12 protein-coding genes are annotated in these 17145 nt (G+C 65.6%); 9 read left to right on the forward strand and 3 right to left on the reverse strand.

Features of this window, described 5'->3' with window-relative positions; all coding sequences use genetic code 11:
• The coding region (locus tag SPHI_RS13435) for an alpha-2-macroglobulin family protein (RefSeq protein ID WP_144036205.1) at positions 1–510 on the forward strand (510 nt) is incomplete at its 5' end.
• A 172-nt stretch (positions 511–682) separates the two neighbouring features.
• On the forward strand, positions 683–2785 hold the full coding sequence (gene pbpC, locus SPHI_RS13440) for a penicillin-binding protein 1C (RefSeq protein ID WP_076745475.1): 2103 nt from the start codon (positions 683–685) through the stop codon (positions 2783–2785).
• A gap of 58 nt (positions 2786–2843) precedes the next feature.
• Here the strand turns inward: pbpC and SPHI_RS13445 are convergent, their stop codons facing one another.
• From SPHI_RS13445 to SPHI_RS13455, 3 genes are all read right to left on the reverse strand, one after another.
• The gene (locus SPHI_RS13445; RefSeq protein WP_076745476.1) at positions 2844–5084 is read right to left on the reverse strand and encodes a TonB-dependent receptor; all 2241 of its coding nucleotides are present in this window, start codon (positions 5082–5084) and stop codon (positions 2844–2846) included.
• 99 nt (positions 5085–5183) lie between these two features.
• Entirely contained in the window at positions 5184–6590 is a 1407-nt protein-coding gene (gene phoA, locus SPHI_RS13450; RefSeq protein ID WP_076745477.1) for an alkaline phosphatase, read from the reverse strand.
• A 397-nt stretch (positions 6591–6987) separates the two neighbouring features.
• Positions 6988–9189, reverse strand: coding sequence for a TonB-dependent siderophore receptor (locus SPHI_RS13455; RefSeq protein ID WP_076745478.1), 2202 nt, complete (start codon positions 9187–9189; stop codon positions 6988–6990).
• Positions 9190–9426: 237 nt separating this feature from the next.
• Between SPHI_RS13455 and SPHI_RS13460 the strand changes: the two genes are divergently transcribed.
• From SPHI_RS13460 to SPHI_RS13510, 7 genes are all read left to right on the forward strand, one after another.
• A complete protein-coding gene (locus SPHI_RS13460; RefSeq protein ID WP_076745479.1) occupies positions 9427–10227 on the forward strand; it encodes a SirB1 family protein in 801 nt (266 codons plus the stop codon).
• Positions 10228–10337: 110 nt separating this feature from the next.
• Positions 10338–10814, forward strand: a complete 477-nt coding sequence (locus SPHI_RS13465; protein WP_076745480.1) for a copper chaperone PCu(A)C — start codon at positions 10338–10340, stop codon at positions 10812–10814.
• Positions 10814–11413: an SCO family protein gene (locus SPHI_RS13470; RefSeq protein WP_083719998.1), complete on the forward strand. Its 600-nt coding sequence runs from the start codon at positions 10814–10816 to the stop codon at positions 11411–11413. Before SPHI_RS13465 ends, SPHI_RS13470 begins: the two co-directional genes overlap by 1 nt.
• A complete protein-coding gene (locus tag SPHI_RS13475) occupies positions 11406–11843 on the forward strand; it encodes a copper uptake system-associated protein (protein WP_076745481.1) in 438 nt (145 codons plus the stop codon). Before SPHI_RS13470 ends, SPHI_RS13475 begins: the two co-directional genes overlap by 8 nt.
• A gap of 255 nt (positions 11844–12098) precedes the next feature.
• Positions 12099–15275 carry a PAS domain-containing protein gene (locus SPHI_RS14740; protein ID WP_083720000.1) on the forward strand — a complete coding sequence of 1059 codons (3177 nt, stop codon included), beginning with the start codon at positions 12099–12101 and terminating at the stop codon, positions 15273–15275.
• A gap of 116 nt (positions 15276–15391) precedes the next feature.
• Complete coding sequence (locus tag SPHI_RS13505; protein ID WP_233130933.1) at positions 15392–15772, forward strand: DUF1622 domain-containing protein; 381 nt, start codon at positions 15392–15394, stop codon at positions 15770–15772.
• Between the two features lie 307 nt (positions 15773–16079).
• Positions 16080–17144, forward strand: a complete 1065-nt coding sequence (locus tag SPHI_RS13510) for an AI-2E family transporter (protein ID WP_083720001.1) — start codon at positions 16080–16082, stop codon at positions 17142–17144.
• The last annotated feature ends 1 nt before the right edge of the window (position 17145 follow it).

Genomic DNA, 17145 nt, shown 5'->3' on the forward strand with positions numbered 1-17145 from the left:
CCCCTCCGCCTCGCGCAATCGGGCGGCGCCGGCCCCTGGGCCACCGTCTCCGTCTCCGCCGCCGTCCCCCTCACCAAACCCCTCGCAGCCGGCTACCGCATGACCCGCCAGGTCTCGGTGGTGCAGGCCCGCACCCCCGGCCGCCTCACCCGCGGCGACGTGCTCAAGGTGACGATCGCGGTCGAGGCCTCGGCCGAGCGCAACTGGATCGTCGTCAACGACCCGATCCCCGCCGGCGCGACGATCATCGGCGATCTCGGCGGCCAATCGTCGATGCTCCAGTCCGGCACCGGCGGCGAGGGCGTCCAGCCCGCCTATGTCGAGCGCGGACGCGACGCTTGGCGCGGCTACTTCGCCTGGGTGCCCCGCGGCAAGTTCACCGTCTCCTACACGCTCCGGTTGAACGGCGCCGGCCGCTTCAACATGCCGCCGAGCCGCGTCGAGGCGATGTACTCCCCCGCCATCCGCGCCGCCGTACCCAACGCCCCGGTGGTGGTCGCGCCGCAGTGACAAGGGTTTATGCGGAACGTCCGACCAGCCGCCAGTCCATCGTCACCCCGGCCTTGTGCTGGGGGCCTGGGTTCCGCGAATTCGAAAGCCTGAGGTTTGCGGCGCCCTGGATGCCGGGACGAGCTCGGCGTGACGGAGGGGATGTCGCAGCGGTCGTGCAGAGGTGCGAGCCATGCGGATCGTGATCGCGGTCATCCTCACGATCGCGGCGGCATTCGTCGCGCTCGACTACGCCACCTATCCCCCGCCGTTGCCCGATTACGCCGCCGCCCGCGCCGCCTACAGACCATCCGAAGCCTGGCTCTACGACCGTCACGGCACGCTGATCGACAGCGCCCGGGTCGATTTCGACAAGCGCCGCCTCGCCTGGACTCCGCTCGACAAGGTCGCGCCCACGGTCCCGCAAACCATCATCGCCGCCGAGGATCACCGCTTCGAACACCACGCCGGCATCGACTGGTTAGCCCTAGCCGGCGCGCTCCGCGCTCGCCTGTTGGGCCACCCCACGCGTGGCGCCAGCACCCTCTCGATGCAGCTCGCCGGCTTCCTCGACCCCGAACTCGCCCGCCCTGGCGCGCGCAGCTGGCGCGACAAGCTCCGCCAGCTCCGCGCCGCGCGCCGCCTCGAATCCCGCTGGACAAAGCCGCAGATCCTGGAGGCCTACCTCAACCTCGCCCCCTTCCGCGGCGAGGCGCAAGGCATCGGCGCCGCCGCGCTCGGCCTGTTCGGCAAGACCCCCGCCGCGCTCTCCCCCGACGACGCGCAACTGCTCGCCGCGCTGCTCCCCGACCCGCAAGCCCCTGCCGCGCGCCTCGCGGAGCGCGCCTGCCGCCGCGCCCACGCCGCCGACTGCACCCGCATCGAGGCGCAAGCCGCCTCGATGCTAGGCCCCGCCCGCAGCCTGGCGCTAGACCCCGGCCTCGCCCCGCACCTCTCCGACCGGCTCCTGAAAACCCCCGGCCTCCGCCTCACCACCACCCTCGACGCCGCCACCCAGCGCCTCGCCGTCGCCGCGCTCCGCCGCCAGCTCCAAGGCCTCGGCGGCAGCCGCGCGCGTGACGGCGCCGCTCTGGTGGTCGACAACGCCAGCGGCGACGTCCTCGCTTATGTCGGCGGCATCGGCGGCGCCTCCACCGCGCCGGCGGTCGATGGCGCCAACAGCTATCGCCAGGCCGGCTCCACCCTGAAGCCGTTCCTCTACGCGCAGGCGATCGAGCGCGGCTATCTAACCCCAGCCTCGATCCTCGACGATTCGCCCGTCCAGCTCGACACGGCCTCAGGCCTCTACGTGCCGCAGAATTACGACCGCGGCTTCAAGGGCCCGGTCTCCGCGCGCACCGCGCTCGCCGGCTCGCTCAATATCCCCGCAATCCGCACATTGCTGCTGGTCGGCACCGATCCGTTCCGCGACCGGCTATGGGACACCGGCTATCGCGGCCTCACCGAAGACGGGCAATATTACGGCTTCTCGCTCGCGCTAGGTTCGGCCGAGGTTACCTTGCTCGAACAGGCCGCCGCCTACCGCAGCCTCGCGCGCGGGGGCGCATGGTCGCCGCTGCGACTCCTCAAGGATCAAAAGCCCGCCCAGCCACGCACCGCCACCACGCCTGCTGCGGCGTGGCTGGTCGCCGACATGATGGCCGATCCCAACGCCCGCGCCGCCACCTTCGGGCTCGATTCCGCGCTCCGCCTACCGTTCTGGGCCGCGGTGAAGACCGGCACGTCCAAGGCGATGCGCGACAATTGGTGCGTCGGTTTTTCCGACCGTTTCACCGTCGCCGTGTGGGTCGGCAACCTGGAGGGTGATCCGATGCGGGCCGTGTCGGGCACGAGCGGCGCGGCGCCGGTCTGGCGTGACCTGATGCTGGCGCTCCACGTGCGCACGCCGGGCCGCGCGCCGCCACCGCCGGCCGGCGTTGAGGCACGCCGCATCGCTTTTGCCGATCACCTCGAACAGCCACGCCGCGAGTATTTCCTCCAAGGCACTGGCCAGCCGCTGATCGCCGCAGCGCCCGAAATCGCCCGCCGCCCGCGCATCGTCAGCCCTGTTGCCGGCACTGTCTTCGCGATCGATCCCGACATTCCGCCCGCCCGCCAGCGCTTTGCCGTCGCAGTTGCCGGCGATCTTACCGCCAAGCGCCTGCGCCTTGATGATCGCGATCTCGGCCCGGCCGACGCCCGTCCGCTGATAGCAGCCGCACCGGGCATCCACCGCCTCCGCCTGATCGACGCCGCGGGCACGATCATTGACGACGTTCGCTTCACGATCCGGTAAGCGAGAGCCGCTGATTGCACAGGCGGCTATCCCGACGATCGGCAAGCCGGTGGCTTGCTCAAAAACGACGACGGAGCTGGAGCATCACTTCGCGGGGAGCGACAGGATAGCCGATCGTGCCGACGCTGCCAGTGTTGTACCGCCGATCTGCAAGGTTGCTGGCGGTAAGCACCAGCCCCCAGTCGCGCCAATCGACCGCCGCCTGCATGTTGATCGTTTCGGCGTTGTCGACGTGATGCTGGGGCTCATTGCACAAGGCGATGTTGTAGTCGGACGCGCCGCTGATATCGCCGCCGAGCCGCACGCGTGCGTCGCCTAGCGGCTGCGTAAGGCTTGCGCGAACCTGATAACGGAACGCCGGCGTGAACCGCAGGTCAAGGTCGCGCTCGTCGGCGACGAAGGCGATGCAACCCGGGCTGGAGATCAGCCGGGTGAACCGGTCGGCCAGCGTCGCGATCCATCCGCCGAGTTCGACGCCTGTCAGCGGCTGTGCCGTCCACTCGAGCTCGAATCCCTGGATGCGCGCATCGCCCACATTCTGGCGGAAGATCTCGGGTGGGCCTGCGGTGACGCGCGAGGCAGAGAATGCGATGTCGGTATAATCGCTGACGAAATAGTTCGCGTTCAACAGCAGCCGGCGATCAAACCAGCGGGATTTCACGCCAGCTTCATAGGTCCATACGGTCTCCGGGGCGATTGCACCCTGACGCTCCAGCGCGAAGCTGATGTTGCGGGCGCGCCCGTCGAAGCTGCCGCTGCGAAAACCCTTCGCGGCCGACGCATAGGCCATGGCTTCGTCGTCGCCGCTGAGCAGTTGATAATCAACCGCCAGTCGCGGCGACAGATCGGTCCAGCGTTCAGCGATGCGCCGCCGGGCGGCGCGGCCGTCCGGAAGCACCAGCACCGCCTCAGGCGCCATCAGGAACCGCACGACGTAGCGCTTTCGCTCGTCAGTGTAGCGCAACCCGGCGGTCACATGCGCGCGCGCACCGACACTTAAGGTTGCGGAGCCGAACGCCGAATAGCTGTCGGTGTCCAGTCGCGGCTCATAGGGTGACCAGTTGCCGGTCGGCGCGTTGCCGCGCGACGGGGCATTGAAGAAGTCGTGGTTGCGGAACCGCGCGTCGCTGCCGGTCGGCGTGGCCAGGCTCACCGCCGTCAGCTGATCATTATGCTCGCTGAAGTAGAAGCCGCCGACCAACCAATCCAGCCGCGCGCCGAACGCGTTGCCGGCAAGTTGAAGCTCCTGGCTGAAGCTATGCTGGTGCTGATCCTGCAGCAGGATGACGTTGCTGCCGATGCCGGGCGGGTTGGCGGTCTGATCGAACCCGATCTGCGACCGTAGGGCGCGATACCCGGTGATCGATGATGCCGTGAGACCGCCGCCGCGATAATCGATACGCAGCCAGGCGCCGCCGGTGTCGGTACGGTTGAGCGGATCGGTGTCAGCGGATTCGAACGCGTCGATATCGCCACCGAGCTTCACGAACCCGTTCGTGTATCTGCCAGGGACGAGCGGGTCGGCCGCGAACCGCTGCGGATAGCGCGGGCTCGATCGGTCGCGTGTCGCATCGGCAGAGGCATAGAGCGAGAGATCGCTCGTCGGCTCCCACAACAGCGAAACTCGTCCGCCCTGCAGATCCTGCGTGTTCACGCGAGCGTCGTTGATCAGGTTGCGGCCCCAACCGCGTTGATTGCGCGTGATGGCCGAAACGCGCGCCGCCAGACCGCTCGCCAGCGGCAGGTTCACGGCCGCGCGTGCATCGATCCGCCCGTAGCTGCCGAGGGTCAGATCCGCATTGCCGCCCAGGCGATCGAACGTGGGACGCCTGGTCACCAACTTGATTGCGCCGCCGCTGGTGTTTCGCCCGTAAAGCGTCCCCTGCGGACCACGCAGCACTTCGATCCGCTCGACGTCGAGGAGGTCGAACAAGGATCCCGTCGATCGCGGAAGAATCACGTCATCGACATAGATGCCGACGGGCGGATCGTTGGTGAAGATCGAATCTCCCTCACCAACGCCGCGCATGAACACCAGCGCTCCCGAGCTGGTGCCGAAATTGCGTGCGAGATACAGGTTCGGCACCGCAGCGCCGATCCGATCAAGGTTGAGGATCGCCTCGTTCTCCAGCCGCGCGGCGGAGAGAGCCGTCAGCGAAATGGGGACGGCCTGCGCGCCCTGCTCGCGCCGTTGCGCCGTGATCACGATGTCGTCGCGCGCTTCATCGTGACGCGACGGTGCTTGTTGGGCGACCGCCGGCGCAGCGAGAGCACACGCCGCGATCACCAACCGTAGCATATTTTGTCGTCCCCGATTCCCGGCGCAGTGCGCCAAAGCGTCGGGCCGCTATGGAGCGCGCCGGCTATGGTCAAGCCGGCGCGCGTAAGCCGTTGAGCGTCAATCGAGTTTGAGGGCGTCGCGGATGATATAGTGCAGATCGGTCTGATCAAGCAGGCCAAGCACGTTGGCCGAGCGCGGGCCGTATGCGGCAATGCGCAGCTGCGTGCCGGTATGCCCCTGGGCCCCCTTTTCCGCCGTGCCGTAATTGACCGTCATTACCGCGCCCTCGCGGGTGTTCAGCGCGGCAGTAAGGCCGGGCGCGCGGGTGCCATTGCCCACGATCTGGCTCGTATGGGCATGATCGGCGGTGACGATGATCAGCGTATGCTTGTCTGCCCGTGCGAATTCGAGCGCGACCTGCACCGCTTCGTCGAGATCCACCGTTTCGCCGATCTGCCCGCACGGGTTAGCGGCATGGTCCTCCTTGTCGATCGACGCCCCTTCCACCTGAAGGAAGAAGCCCTTCGGCCGGTCCTTCAGCAACGCAATCGCCTTGCGCGTCATCGCGGCAAGCGTCGGCACGGTGGCAGTTCGTTCCGCATTGGGTTGGCAAGTGACCGCGGGCTTGTCGATATTGCCGTGGAAGCTGGCGCGGGGCCCCGTCCAGCGCACCGGCATGTTGCCGGGCGCGAACAAGCCGATCAGCGGCTGACGATTATCGGCGCGCGCAACCTCGTTCAGCTCGGCAGCGTTTCGGACAATCCGATAGCCGCGCGACACGGCCTGCTGCTCCAGCGTCTTGCCCTTCCACTTGCCCGCCTTGGCCGCGTCGGCGAAGCTGGCAGCGCCTCCGCCAAGCACCAGATCGGCACGCGTATCCAGCAATTGTTCGGTGATCGAGCCGAGGCCGCCATTCTCCAGCGCATCCTGGGGGCAAGTGACGCTTGTCCCTGTCGGAGCGTAGCATTTGCGCATGCTCACATGGGCGATTTGCGCCGCTGGCGTGGCGTCCTGGATTTCCGCGGTCGACACATTGCCGGTGGCGAGCCCGGCGGCCTTCGCCCGCTGCAACAGCGTCTTGTGTGGTTTGCCGGCGATATCGACGCCGATCGCGCCATTGTAGCTTTTCACCCCCGACGCCCAGGCCGTGGCCGAAGCGGCGGAATCGGTCACGTAATTGGGTTTGCCGGTTTTGCGGTCCAGCGAATAGTGCGTGTATTGCCCGGTCATCGGCAGGGCATCGATCCCCTTGAAGTAACCGCCGGCGCCCTCCGCATAGTTGCGTGCGACGGTGATCTCGGAATCGCCCATGCCATCACCGATCAGGAGAATGACGTTGCGCACCTCGCGAGCGGCGATGAGGTCACCATAGGTCTTGCTCATGTCCCCAGATAGCCGTCGCGCGCCGCCGGGTTCGCGCAGATCGCCCTTTGCCCCACGCGCGAGCTCCGGCGCGGCGTTCTGCGCCAGGCAGGGTTGCGCGGCGGCAGCGAGCAGGAGGGTGAAAGCGGTACGCGAGATCATGGTGGGGCTCCGACAGGGCACGTGAGTGGAAGGATGAGTGCGCCTGCGCGTAGGGCGGAAATATGACAGTGGTGGTGCGGCCCGGCCCCTGGATCGAGAGCATCGCTGACCGGCGATCCGATCAACGGCGCTGCATTGTGCTGTTCTTGGCGTTGCTGAAAAAGCGGTCACACGAGGCGCGATCCGGACGGTGGATGCCGGTCGAGCGATCGCTAACGTCAGTGAACGCAGATGCCGATGGTGATCCTGCACGGCATCGCGTTCGATAAGGGAAGTGATGGTAGCCGTGGACGTGCGCTCGGATTCACTCCGATGAGCTCATCCTCCGAGCGCTCGCACACGTGGCATCGTTGGTTGTTGCAGCGGTGCCGGCGCCGTCCGGCACCGCTGTTGCAGGTCAAAACCTGTAGTTCGCGCTGACCGTGAAATTGCGGGGCCTGCCGTAACGATACTGGCTGAAATTGCCGACCTGGCTGTAGAAGGTTTCGTCGAGCAGATTGTCGACATTGGCCTGCAGGCTGACCTGCTCGGTTACGGCCAGACGCGCCATCAGGTTCACGGTGACGAACCCGTCCTGTTCGAACCGGAAGGGCGTGGTCGATCCCGGAACCGTACCGACCGAATAGGCTGCGCTGCGATAATTCGCGCCACCACCGAACGTCAGTCCGCCAAGAACGTTGGGCACGGTATAGGTAGTGAACGCCTTCAGCAGGCGGCGAGGCTGATCGGTGTTGGCGTCGATCCCGTCGGCGTCGCGCGCCTTGAACTGGCTGTAGCCGACATTGACGTTCCAATTCGGTAGCGGCTGGCCAGTCACTTCGACCTCAAAGCCTTCGCTGACCACGCCATCTGCGGCGCGATAGGGTTGGAACAGGCCGGTGCCGGGCCGGATGATCTGTTCGCCGTCGATCTGGGCCAGATTGTCCTGCTCGATGCGGAACAGCGCCACCGAGGTTTGCAGTGCTTCGTTGAAGAAGGCGCTTTTCAGGCCGATCTCATACGCCTTGCCGCGGATCGGGTCGAGCTGCTCGAAATTCCGATCCTGCGCGTTCTGGGGCAGAAAGATCGTCGTGTAACTCGCATAAAGCCGGTGATTGGGCGTGATATCGACCAGCGCGCCGAGATAGGGAATGAAGACGTTCTTGTCGCCGTAGCGGCGCTCGACATTATAAGCGGTGCCGGTCTGCCGCCATGTTGCGAGGCGACCGCCACCGATCACCTTCAGCCAGTCTGCCACGTTGAGCCGCAGCGCCCCATAATAGCCGATCTGCCGGATCCGCTCGTCCTCGGCCAGCGTGCCCAGTTCGGCAAAGCCGGGGTTCGGATAAGAGTTCTCGTTCCAGTTGATGAAATCACCAGCCGGCGGGAAGCGGAAAGAGCCGAATGGCGGGATTTCATTCAGCGGCTGATAGGAGTCGGTCCGGCGGTTGATCACGCTGTTGAGATAGCCGAGCACCAATTCGTGATCGCGGCCGCCGATCGTCAACCGGCCCTTCAACTGCGCGTCATAGCTGTCCTGGATGCTCTCGCCATAGGCGGAGTAGGGATTGCTGCTGAGGCCCAGCCCCGTTGTGGGGTTCACATTGCCGAACAGGTACAGGATCTCGGAGAACTGAGTGTTGCGCAGCCGATTGTAATTGCCGGTCAGGCTCCATCCGCCGCCGAAATCGTGGCTCAGCGTCGCGAAGAAGTTCTGGTTTACCGTCTGCCAGGTCGTCCACGGCTGGGCGGTGCTCTTCGACCGATCCCATTCGGCGATCGTGCCATCGCTGTAGAAGGTGGGCAAGCTGCCCCAGAAGGCGCCATAGGGCTCATTACGTTGATGGCTGAAGCCGACGCGCAGCAACGTGTCGTCCGTAACGTCTGCGTCCAGCGTGCCGTACAGAACAAGCTTCTTGTTGCTGTAAAAGTCAGTGAACGAATTGCCTTCTTCGTACCGGCCGACGCCGCGCACCCGCAGTCGCCCATCCGCAGTCACCGCACCGCCCACGTCAGCGGAAACGCGCCAGGTGTTCCAACTTCCATAAGCGGCATTGAGATAGCCGCCCCATTCGGCGCGATCGGCGTGCTTGCGAACAAGGTTGATCGAGGCCGAGGGATCGCCAACACCGCTGAGCAGGCCCGTCGCGCCACGCACGACCTCGACTCGTTCGTAGATCGACACGTCGGCGATCGTCTCGCCGCGGTCGCCGCCCAAAGCCCAGGCCGTCGGCACGCCGTCGATCTGCGTGTTCTGGATCCGGAAGCCGCGCGCGTAGAAGTTGTTGCGTACGTCGTCGGTCTCGTTGACCGCGACACCGATGCCATTCTCGATCACGTCGCGGACGCTGATCAGATTCTGGTCGAGGATCCGCTGTGACGTCACGATGCTGACCGACTGCGGCGTTTCGCGGATCGTCAGGCCCAAGCCCGTGGCGGTGTCGATCTGGTCGGGGATCGTATAGCGGCCCTGAACGACGATATCTTCGGCCGGCAGCGTATCGTCGCGCTCAGCCAGCGTTTGGTCCCGCGCCGGTTCAGCCTGGGTTGTTTGCGCCGCGGCCGGTAGCGCAAGCGCACCGAACCCGGACGCCAGGAGAAGCAGTGCCTTGGTCTTCAACGTCGTATCCCCCGAACGGAATGTCACCGGGTGATCTGCGTTCAGACTCGGAACCGGCGCGAGGAGCTCTAGCGACAATGATTTTCACTCGCAATAGCTTCAATCGACGTTGGGGTGTTCCCTTCGGCGGCGCGTCCTGCTTGAGATCGCCGACACCGTTGACGCCGATCCGCGTCTTTATGTGCCTGCGATCCGGCGGACTTTGCACCTGTCGATTGTCGTTCCCATCTCTACCTCATGTATGATGACCTGACTCACCTTGGCTTGGTCGATGACGATGAGATCGTCCTTGATGAGGCCGCGCTGTCGCTAGCGCTGCTTGACCACCCCGATGTCGACCTTGAGCCATATCATGACCTGCTGGCGGCGGTCGCGACCCGCCTCGACGTCATCGCCGCTGACGCAGAGAGTTCCGCCTCGCGTGCCGACGCCCTGGGGGTGGTGCTCGCTGATGAATTCTCCTTTGCTGGGGACAGCGCAACCTATGACGATCCCGCCAATGCGGACATGATCCGCGTTATCGATCGCCGTCGCGGACTGCCGATCAGCCTGTCGATCCTATATGTTGCCGCCGCGCGCCGGCTTGGCTGGCGCGCGGATGTGCTTGACTTGCCGGGGCATGTTCTTGTTCTCATCGGGGTGGACACCGCGCCGGTGATCATCGATCCGTTCACTGGCGGCGCTCGCGTCGGAGCGGAGCGGCTTGCCGCGCTCCTCCAGACCTTTGCCGCGCCGGGCGAGCCGGTCACTCACATCGCGGCCATGCCGAACCGCGCGGTGCTCGTCCGCTTGCTGCAGAATCAGGCAAGCCGCGCCGAGCAGGCCGGGAAAGGCCGGCGCGCGTTAATCCTGTACGAACGCATGACCGCGATGGCGCCCGATTACGCCAATGGCTGGTGGCAGCGTGCGAGGCTGGAACTGGTGGACGGGGATGTGACGCGTGCGCGGAGCAGCCTTGGCACCATCCTGGAGATCACGCGCGAGCCGGAACTGCGGCAGCGCGTGTCGGAAACGCTTCAATCGCTTCCGGCGGCTTGAGGCACGGGGATAGGACGGAATGTCCAACTGACTGAGGTGACCGATCGCGGTAACTCGTGAACCAACATGTTTCCGCACCGGTCGGCGCGGTCGCTTTGCGAGGACGTATCATGACCTATCGTATGCTGCTCACGCTCGCCGCAGTGGTTGCCGTTCCAGCATCGGCACAGGACGTTCGCAGCGGATCATTGACGGTGACCAGCCCGTGGTCGCGCGCTACGGCACCGCGGGCGACGGTTGGTGCTGGATTCCTCACCATCCGCAACGGAGACGCGCAGGCGGATCGGCTTGTTTCCGTGACGTCGCCGCGGGCCGAGCGGGTCGAGATCCACGCCATGTCGATGAAGAACGGCGTTATGCGAATGCGGCCGCTGGCGAATGGTGTCACCGTGCCGCCGCAGCGTGCCACGACACTCGCGCCGGGTGGCAACCATTTGATGTTGATGGGCTTAAAGGCGCCTCTCAAGGCGGGAGAGCGCGTCCCTGTCACCCTGCGCTTTGCCCGGGCCGGCCTCGTGACGACGCAGCTTGTCGTCGGGAGTGCTGGTGCCGCCGCGCCAATGGGCAGCCATGAGGGGCATCATTGATGACCGGGCATCGTATGCGTCGCGCGAGCTTGTCGGCGCTGGCGGCGGCGGGCCTGATCGCGGCAATGGCCGGGTGCTCTGGCGGGCCAGGCGAGCAGGCTGCGGCGGCGACACAGGCAGGGCCGGGTGGCCCCTTCCGGCTGTTCGATACCAACGGGGCGACCGTTACCGAGCAGACGTTGAAGGGCAAGCCTTATGCGATGTTCTTTGGCTTCACCCGCTGTCCTGATGTTTGCCCGACAACGATGAGCAAGATGGCGCTGCTTCACAAGAGATTGGGGGCAGACGCCGAAAAGATGAACATCGTCTTTGTTTCGGTTGATCCCGAGCATGACAAGAAGGAAGACATTGCCAGCTTCCTGTCGATGTTTGACGCGCCGATGATTGGCCTGACGGGAAGTCAGGCGGAGCTGGACAAGATGGCGGCGGCGTACAAGGTTTATGTCGAGCGGGTGCCGCTGCCCAATGGCGATTACACGATCGACCACACTGCTCGCATCCTGCTGTTCGACCGGGAGGGGCAGTTTGCCGAAAGGATGGATGCCGCGGAGCCGGAAGGGCGCGCCGTCGCCAGGCTGAAGCGGCTGATCCATGCGTAGGTTGTTGGGCTTGGTCGGTATTCTGGTGCTTGCCGGCTGTGCCATCGAGAACCCGGTTGTTGACCAGGGGCGCGTCGAGGAAGCGACACAGCAGCATTTCGGCAGCGAGTTCGTGCCGATCGATGTTGGCCCGATCATCGTCAGCGGCGATCATGCGATCGCTGATTGGACGCAGGGCGATTACGGCGGCCGGGCGCTGTACGAGCGCGGCGAATATGGCTGGATGTTGTTGTTATGTAGTGGGGATTCGATCCGCCGGGCGGAGAATCTGAAGCGCGCTGGCGTGCCCGATTTCAACGCCGGCTGGATCGCGGAACAGCTCGCCAAGGCCGAGGCGACGCTGCCGCCCGAGCGGCTCGCTCGCATGAAACGCTTCGTCGGCACGGCTGCGGATCACGAGCGCTATTTGCAGGCGCTGGCTGCGCAATAACCAAAGAAAACCGAAAACTTCTGGCGATGAACCTGCAGTTTTCGGCGATGTTTTAGGCGAATCGCGGCAATGCCTAGCGATTTGCCGGGGAAAATGCCGGCAAGTGCAGCGACCGTTCTCCATGCGGGCGCGCAATTCGAACATCGGCGCATTACGGAAGCGAAAACTATTCGGTTATGGCGGGTTGTACAGCAGACCAGCGCTGATGCGCATTGACGCGAGGAGCCGACCCTGTCTGAGCACGTCCCCAGCCCAATGGCACCCGCCGTCGCCGCTGGCGGGCTGATGGGCGACCTGATCCGCGGCCACAATTGGGCGGCGACCCCGGTCGGGCCGATCACTGGCTGGCCGCAGAGCCTGCGCGTTGCCGTCCGTCTGCTGCTCACCAGCCGCCACCCGATGTTTATCTGGTGGGGGCCGGAACTGATCCAATTCTACAACGATGCTTATGCTGCCTCGCTCGGCCCGGAGAAGCACCCGGCGGCGCTGGGCGCGCGCGCGCGCGATACCTGGCCCGAAATCTGGGATGTGATCGGGCCGCAGATCGCCCAGGTGATGGCCGGCGGCGAGGCGACGTGGCACGAGGATCAGCTGGTGCCGATCATCCGCCGCGGCGGGCGGCAGGATGTTTGGTGGACCTACAGTTACAGCCCGATCGATGACGAGCATGCGCCCAATGGCGTGGGCGGTGTGCTGGTGATTTGCGACGAGACCACCGCGGAGGTGACCTCTCGTGAGAAAGCGGACGCGCGGTATCGTGCGCTGTTCGAGACGATCGATGCGGGTTTCTGCGTCATCGAAATGCTGTTCGATGCAGACGGGCGGGCGAATGACTATCGGTTTGTCGAGGCAAATGCCGCGTTCGAGCAACAGTCCGGTCTGATCAACCCTGTCGGACGACGCGCGCGCGAGTTGGTGCCCGATCTGGAGCAGCATTGGTACGACCTGTACGGCGCCGTTGCGACCACCGGCCGGCCTGCCCGCTTCGAAAACGGGTCGGACGCGATGGGCCGCTGGTTCGACGTGCATGCGTTGCGGGTCGGCGATCCGTCGCAGCACCGTGTCGCCGTGCTGTTCAACGACATATCGGCGCGGCGGGCGGCGGAGATTGCGCTTCGGGCGAGCGAGGATCGGCTGTCCGCGATCTTCGCCGAAGCGACGGTGGGGCTCTCCGAGGTGTCGCTCGACGGAAGATTCCTGCGAGTGAACGACGAATTGTGCCGGCTGCTTGGCCGTGATCGGAACGCGCTGCTGACGGCGAGCGTCTTTGATGTCACCCTGCCGGAGGACATCGGGCCGAGCCTTGCGGCCATCGACGCCACGGTACGCACGCGCGAGCCCCGCGCGCTCGACAAACGATATTTGCGGCCGGACGGCACGATCGTATGGGCCAACAGTCGGCTCGCCCGGCTGCACGATCCGGATGGCGGATCGGGCAATTTGCTGGTCGTTACCGTCGATCTGACGGAGCGTCGCGCGGCTGAGCAACGATTGCGCGAGAGCGAGGCCAGTTTCCGGCTGATGGCGGATGCCGTACCGCAGATCGTGTGGATCATCGATGCCGAGGGCCGCGCCGAATTCTACAACAAGCAATGGGCCGACTATACTGGCATCCCGCACGACGCGAGCACCGCAACGCTGGCGGCGGCGGATTACGTCCATCCCGACGATGGGCCGGCGACCGTTGCCGCCTTTGATGTGGCGCGCCGAACCGGCCGCACATTCACCGTCGAGCACCGTATCCGATCGGCCGCTGGTGAGTATCGCTGGTTCCTCGTGCGTGGCGAACCGCACCGCGATGTGGACGGCGAAATCGTGCGGTGGTTCGGCGCGTCGATCGATATCCATGACCGCAAGCTGGCGGAAGCACGGTTGAGCGAGTTGAACGAGACGCTGGAACAGCGCGTCGCGGCGGCGTTGGCCGAGCGCAAGGTGTTTTCCGACGTGATCGAGAATTCGACCGCCGCGGTGACTGTGATCGATCTCGACCACCATATTCTGGCGATCAATCGTACCAGCCAGGATGTGTTCGAGCGGCTTTATGGCACGCGCCCGCACGTCGGCGACGGGCTGCTCGACCTGCTCGACGGCATGCCGGCGCATCGCGAGCAGATGCGCGCCAATTGGGCAAGGGCGCTGGCGGGTAAGGAGTTCGTCCTCGTTCAGGAGTTCGGCGACGCGGGGCTGGACCGGCGACATTATGAAGTCCGCCTGGCGCCGATTCACGACAGCGACGGCAATCGGATCGGCGCCGCGAGCACCGCCTATGACGTAACCGATCGCATCCGCGCCGAGCAGCAGCTGGAAACGACTCAGGAGCAATTGCGCCAGGCGCAGAAGATGGAGGCAATGGGCCAGCTGACCGGCGGCGTGGCGCATGATTTCAACAATCTGCTGACGCCTATCGTTGGCAGCCTTGACCTGCTGCAGCGGCGCCGGCTCGGCGGCGAGCGCGAGCAGCGGATGATCGCGGGCGCGATGCAATCCGCAGACCGCGCAAAGACATTGGTGCAGCGGCTGCTGGCCTTTGCGCGGCGCCAGCCGCTGCAGCCGGTCGCGGTAGATGTCGCCGAGCTCATCACCGGCATGGCCGATCTTGTGGCGAGCACCACCGGGCCACAAATCAAAGTGGTCGCTGAATCCGCCGCCGGCCTGCCGCATGCAAAGGCTGATCCCAACCAGCTGGAAATGGCGCTGCTGAACCTGGCGGTGAATGCACGCGATGCGATGCCGGATGGCGGCACGCTGCGCATCACCGCCAGCGCCGACGAGGTCGAGGGCGAGCATCGCGCCGGGCTGGAGCCCGGAAGGTATATACGCCTGTCCGTGGCCGACACAGGCGTCGGGATGGACGAGGCGACAATGGTGCGCGCCGTGGAGCCGTTTTTCTCCACCAAGGGCATTGGCAAGGGCACCGGCCTGGGGCTGTCGATGGTGCACGGCCTTGCCTCGCAACTGGGTGGGGCGCTGACGATCCGAAGCCGGCCGGGGCTGGGGACCAATGTCGAGCTCTGGCTGCCGCAGAGCTGCGACGCCCCCGACCCAAGTGACTCGGCGCGCGAGGTGCGCGGGACCGGATCGTTCCGCGGCATGGCGTTGCTGGTCGATGACGAGGATGTGGTGCGCATGAGCACGGCCGACATGCTGAGCGACCTTGGCTATTCAGTGATCGAAGCCTGTTCCGCGGAGGAGGCATTGCAGATGGTTGAGCAGGGCGAGCGGTTCGACCTGCTGGTGACCGATCATCTGATGCCCGGGATGAACGGCACCGATCTGGCGCGGAAGGTGCGCGCGCGGCGGCCGGGCGTGCCCGCGCTCATCGTCTCGGGCTATGCCGAGGAAGAAGGGATCGACCCTGATCTGCCGCGGCTGGCCAAGCCGTTCCGCAAGGATGAGCTTGGGGCAAGCTTGCTGCGGATCGTGAAAGGATAGAGGCCGCCGCCGGCGGGCCTGTGCCGTTCGTGCTGAGTATGCCGAAGGGCGTCAGGCGTGCGCCGCTGGGCGGCTCGCGGCGGAACGAAGCACCGGGCCGGGTGATTTGAGCCCTGGTGGAAAAGCTGCATGTCTATATCGAGTTGCTGGCGCATGCGCTGGAGATCGCCGGGGTGGCGATCATCGTGATTGGCGTGATGCTGGCGACGGCATGGTTCCTGCGCGATGGCCAGCGCTCGGACTGGCAGGCCGCTTATGAGCGCTATCGCGCCAACCTGGGCCGGGGCATCCTGCTCGGGCTGGAGCTTCTAGTAGGCGCCGACATCATCGGCACGATCACCGCGCCGCTGACGTTCCAATCGGTTGGCCTGCTGGCAATCGTGGTGGTGATCCGGACCTTTCTCAGCTTTTCCCTCGAAACCGAGATCGAGGGGTGCTGGCCCTGGCAGCGCCGCGCGATGCGCGCTCGCTCCGCCGAGAATGATCCGGAACGCTGAGGGGCGGTGCTGCGCCTCTCGGCTCCCCGCTATGGTCTTTCGCATCGCCATGTTCCACGATTCCACCCCGTGACGTCGCGGCGAGACTTCATGGGGCTTGCGCCGCCTGTTCACGTGATACGGCGGCCCGTCGAGGGTCAGATCCCCGGATTGAAGCTCGATCGTGCTGAAGGGCTCTGACGTTTCGCTCGACTGCCATGCTTGACGCGCTGATCACCGCCGATGTGCTCGCCGCTGATGGCTGCACCACCTATCAAAAGATCCGATGAACATGCCGCAACGGCGGCCTGGGGGAGAAACGCGCCATATGACACAGTTGCACCAAGAGACCGGACAGCGCCCTTTCCCCGACCTGGGCCGGCTTGCTGCCGCGACCGTCACGGTCATCGCGATCGTGGGGGTGGCGTGGCTGCTCGTGAAGCTCAGCGGGTTCCTGCTGATGGTCTTTGCCGCGCTGGTGCTGGCAGCGATCCTCGACTCCATGACACGCAAGACGAGCCGGGTCACGCGCATGAAGCGCGGGCTGGCGCTCACGCTATCGGTGCTGGTGCTGCTGGCGGTGTTCGGCGGCGTGTTCACATTGTTCGGGACGCAGCTGAGCCACGAATTCGATACGATCCGCGAGAGCATCCCGCCCGCGATCAAGCAGATCCAGAGCCTGCTCGATCGGGCCGGACTGGGCGATTCGGCGCGCGCGATGCTGGACCAGGGCAGTGGTGACCTGTCGAAGTTGTTGTCGCAAGCGGGCGGCTATGCGCTGACGTTGGGCAACAGTTTGGCGAACTTCGTGCTCGTATTCGTCGGTGCGATCTTCATCGCCAGCGATCCGGCGGTCTATCGGCGGGGCTTGCTGCTGCTGATGCCGCGCCGCGCCGAGGATACTGCCGCGGCGGCGCTGGACGATGCGTCGCGCGGGCTGCGCGGCTGGATGGTGGGGCAAGCGGTGTCGTCGCTGGTGGTGGCAGCGTTTACCTGGGCTGGGCTCGCGCTGCTCGGCGCGCCGGCGTCCGGCGGGCTTGGGCTGATTGCGGGGCTGCTCGACGTCATTCCGATGATTGGGCCGATCATTGCCGGCCTGCCTGCCGTTCTGCTCGCCTTCACCGTCTCGCCAGCGACGGCCCTTTGGACGATCGGGCTGTTCCTGCTGGTGCAGCAGCTTCAGGGCAATTTCCTGCAGCCGATGATCCAGAAGCAGGCAGTGGACGTGCCGCCTGCCGTACTGCTGTTCGCAGTGGTGGCGGCGGGGCTGTTGTTCGGCTTTCTCGGCGTGCTGCTCGCCGCGCCGCTGACCGTGGTGGTCTATGTCATGGTGCAGCGCATCTATGTGCGGACGCTGCTGGGCAAGGACATCAAGGTGGCCGGGCAGGAGTGAT

Origin of the sequence: Sphingomonas jeddahensis, assembly GCF_001981525.1 — a bacterium.
GTDB lineage: Bacteria > Pseudomonadota > Alphaproteobacteria > Sphingomonadales > Sphingomonadaceae > Sphingomonas > Sphingomonas jeddahensis.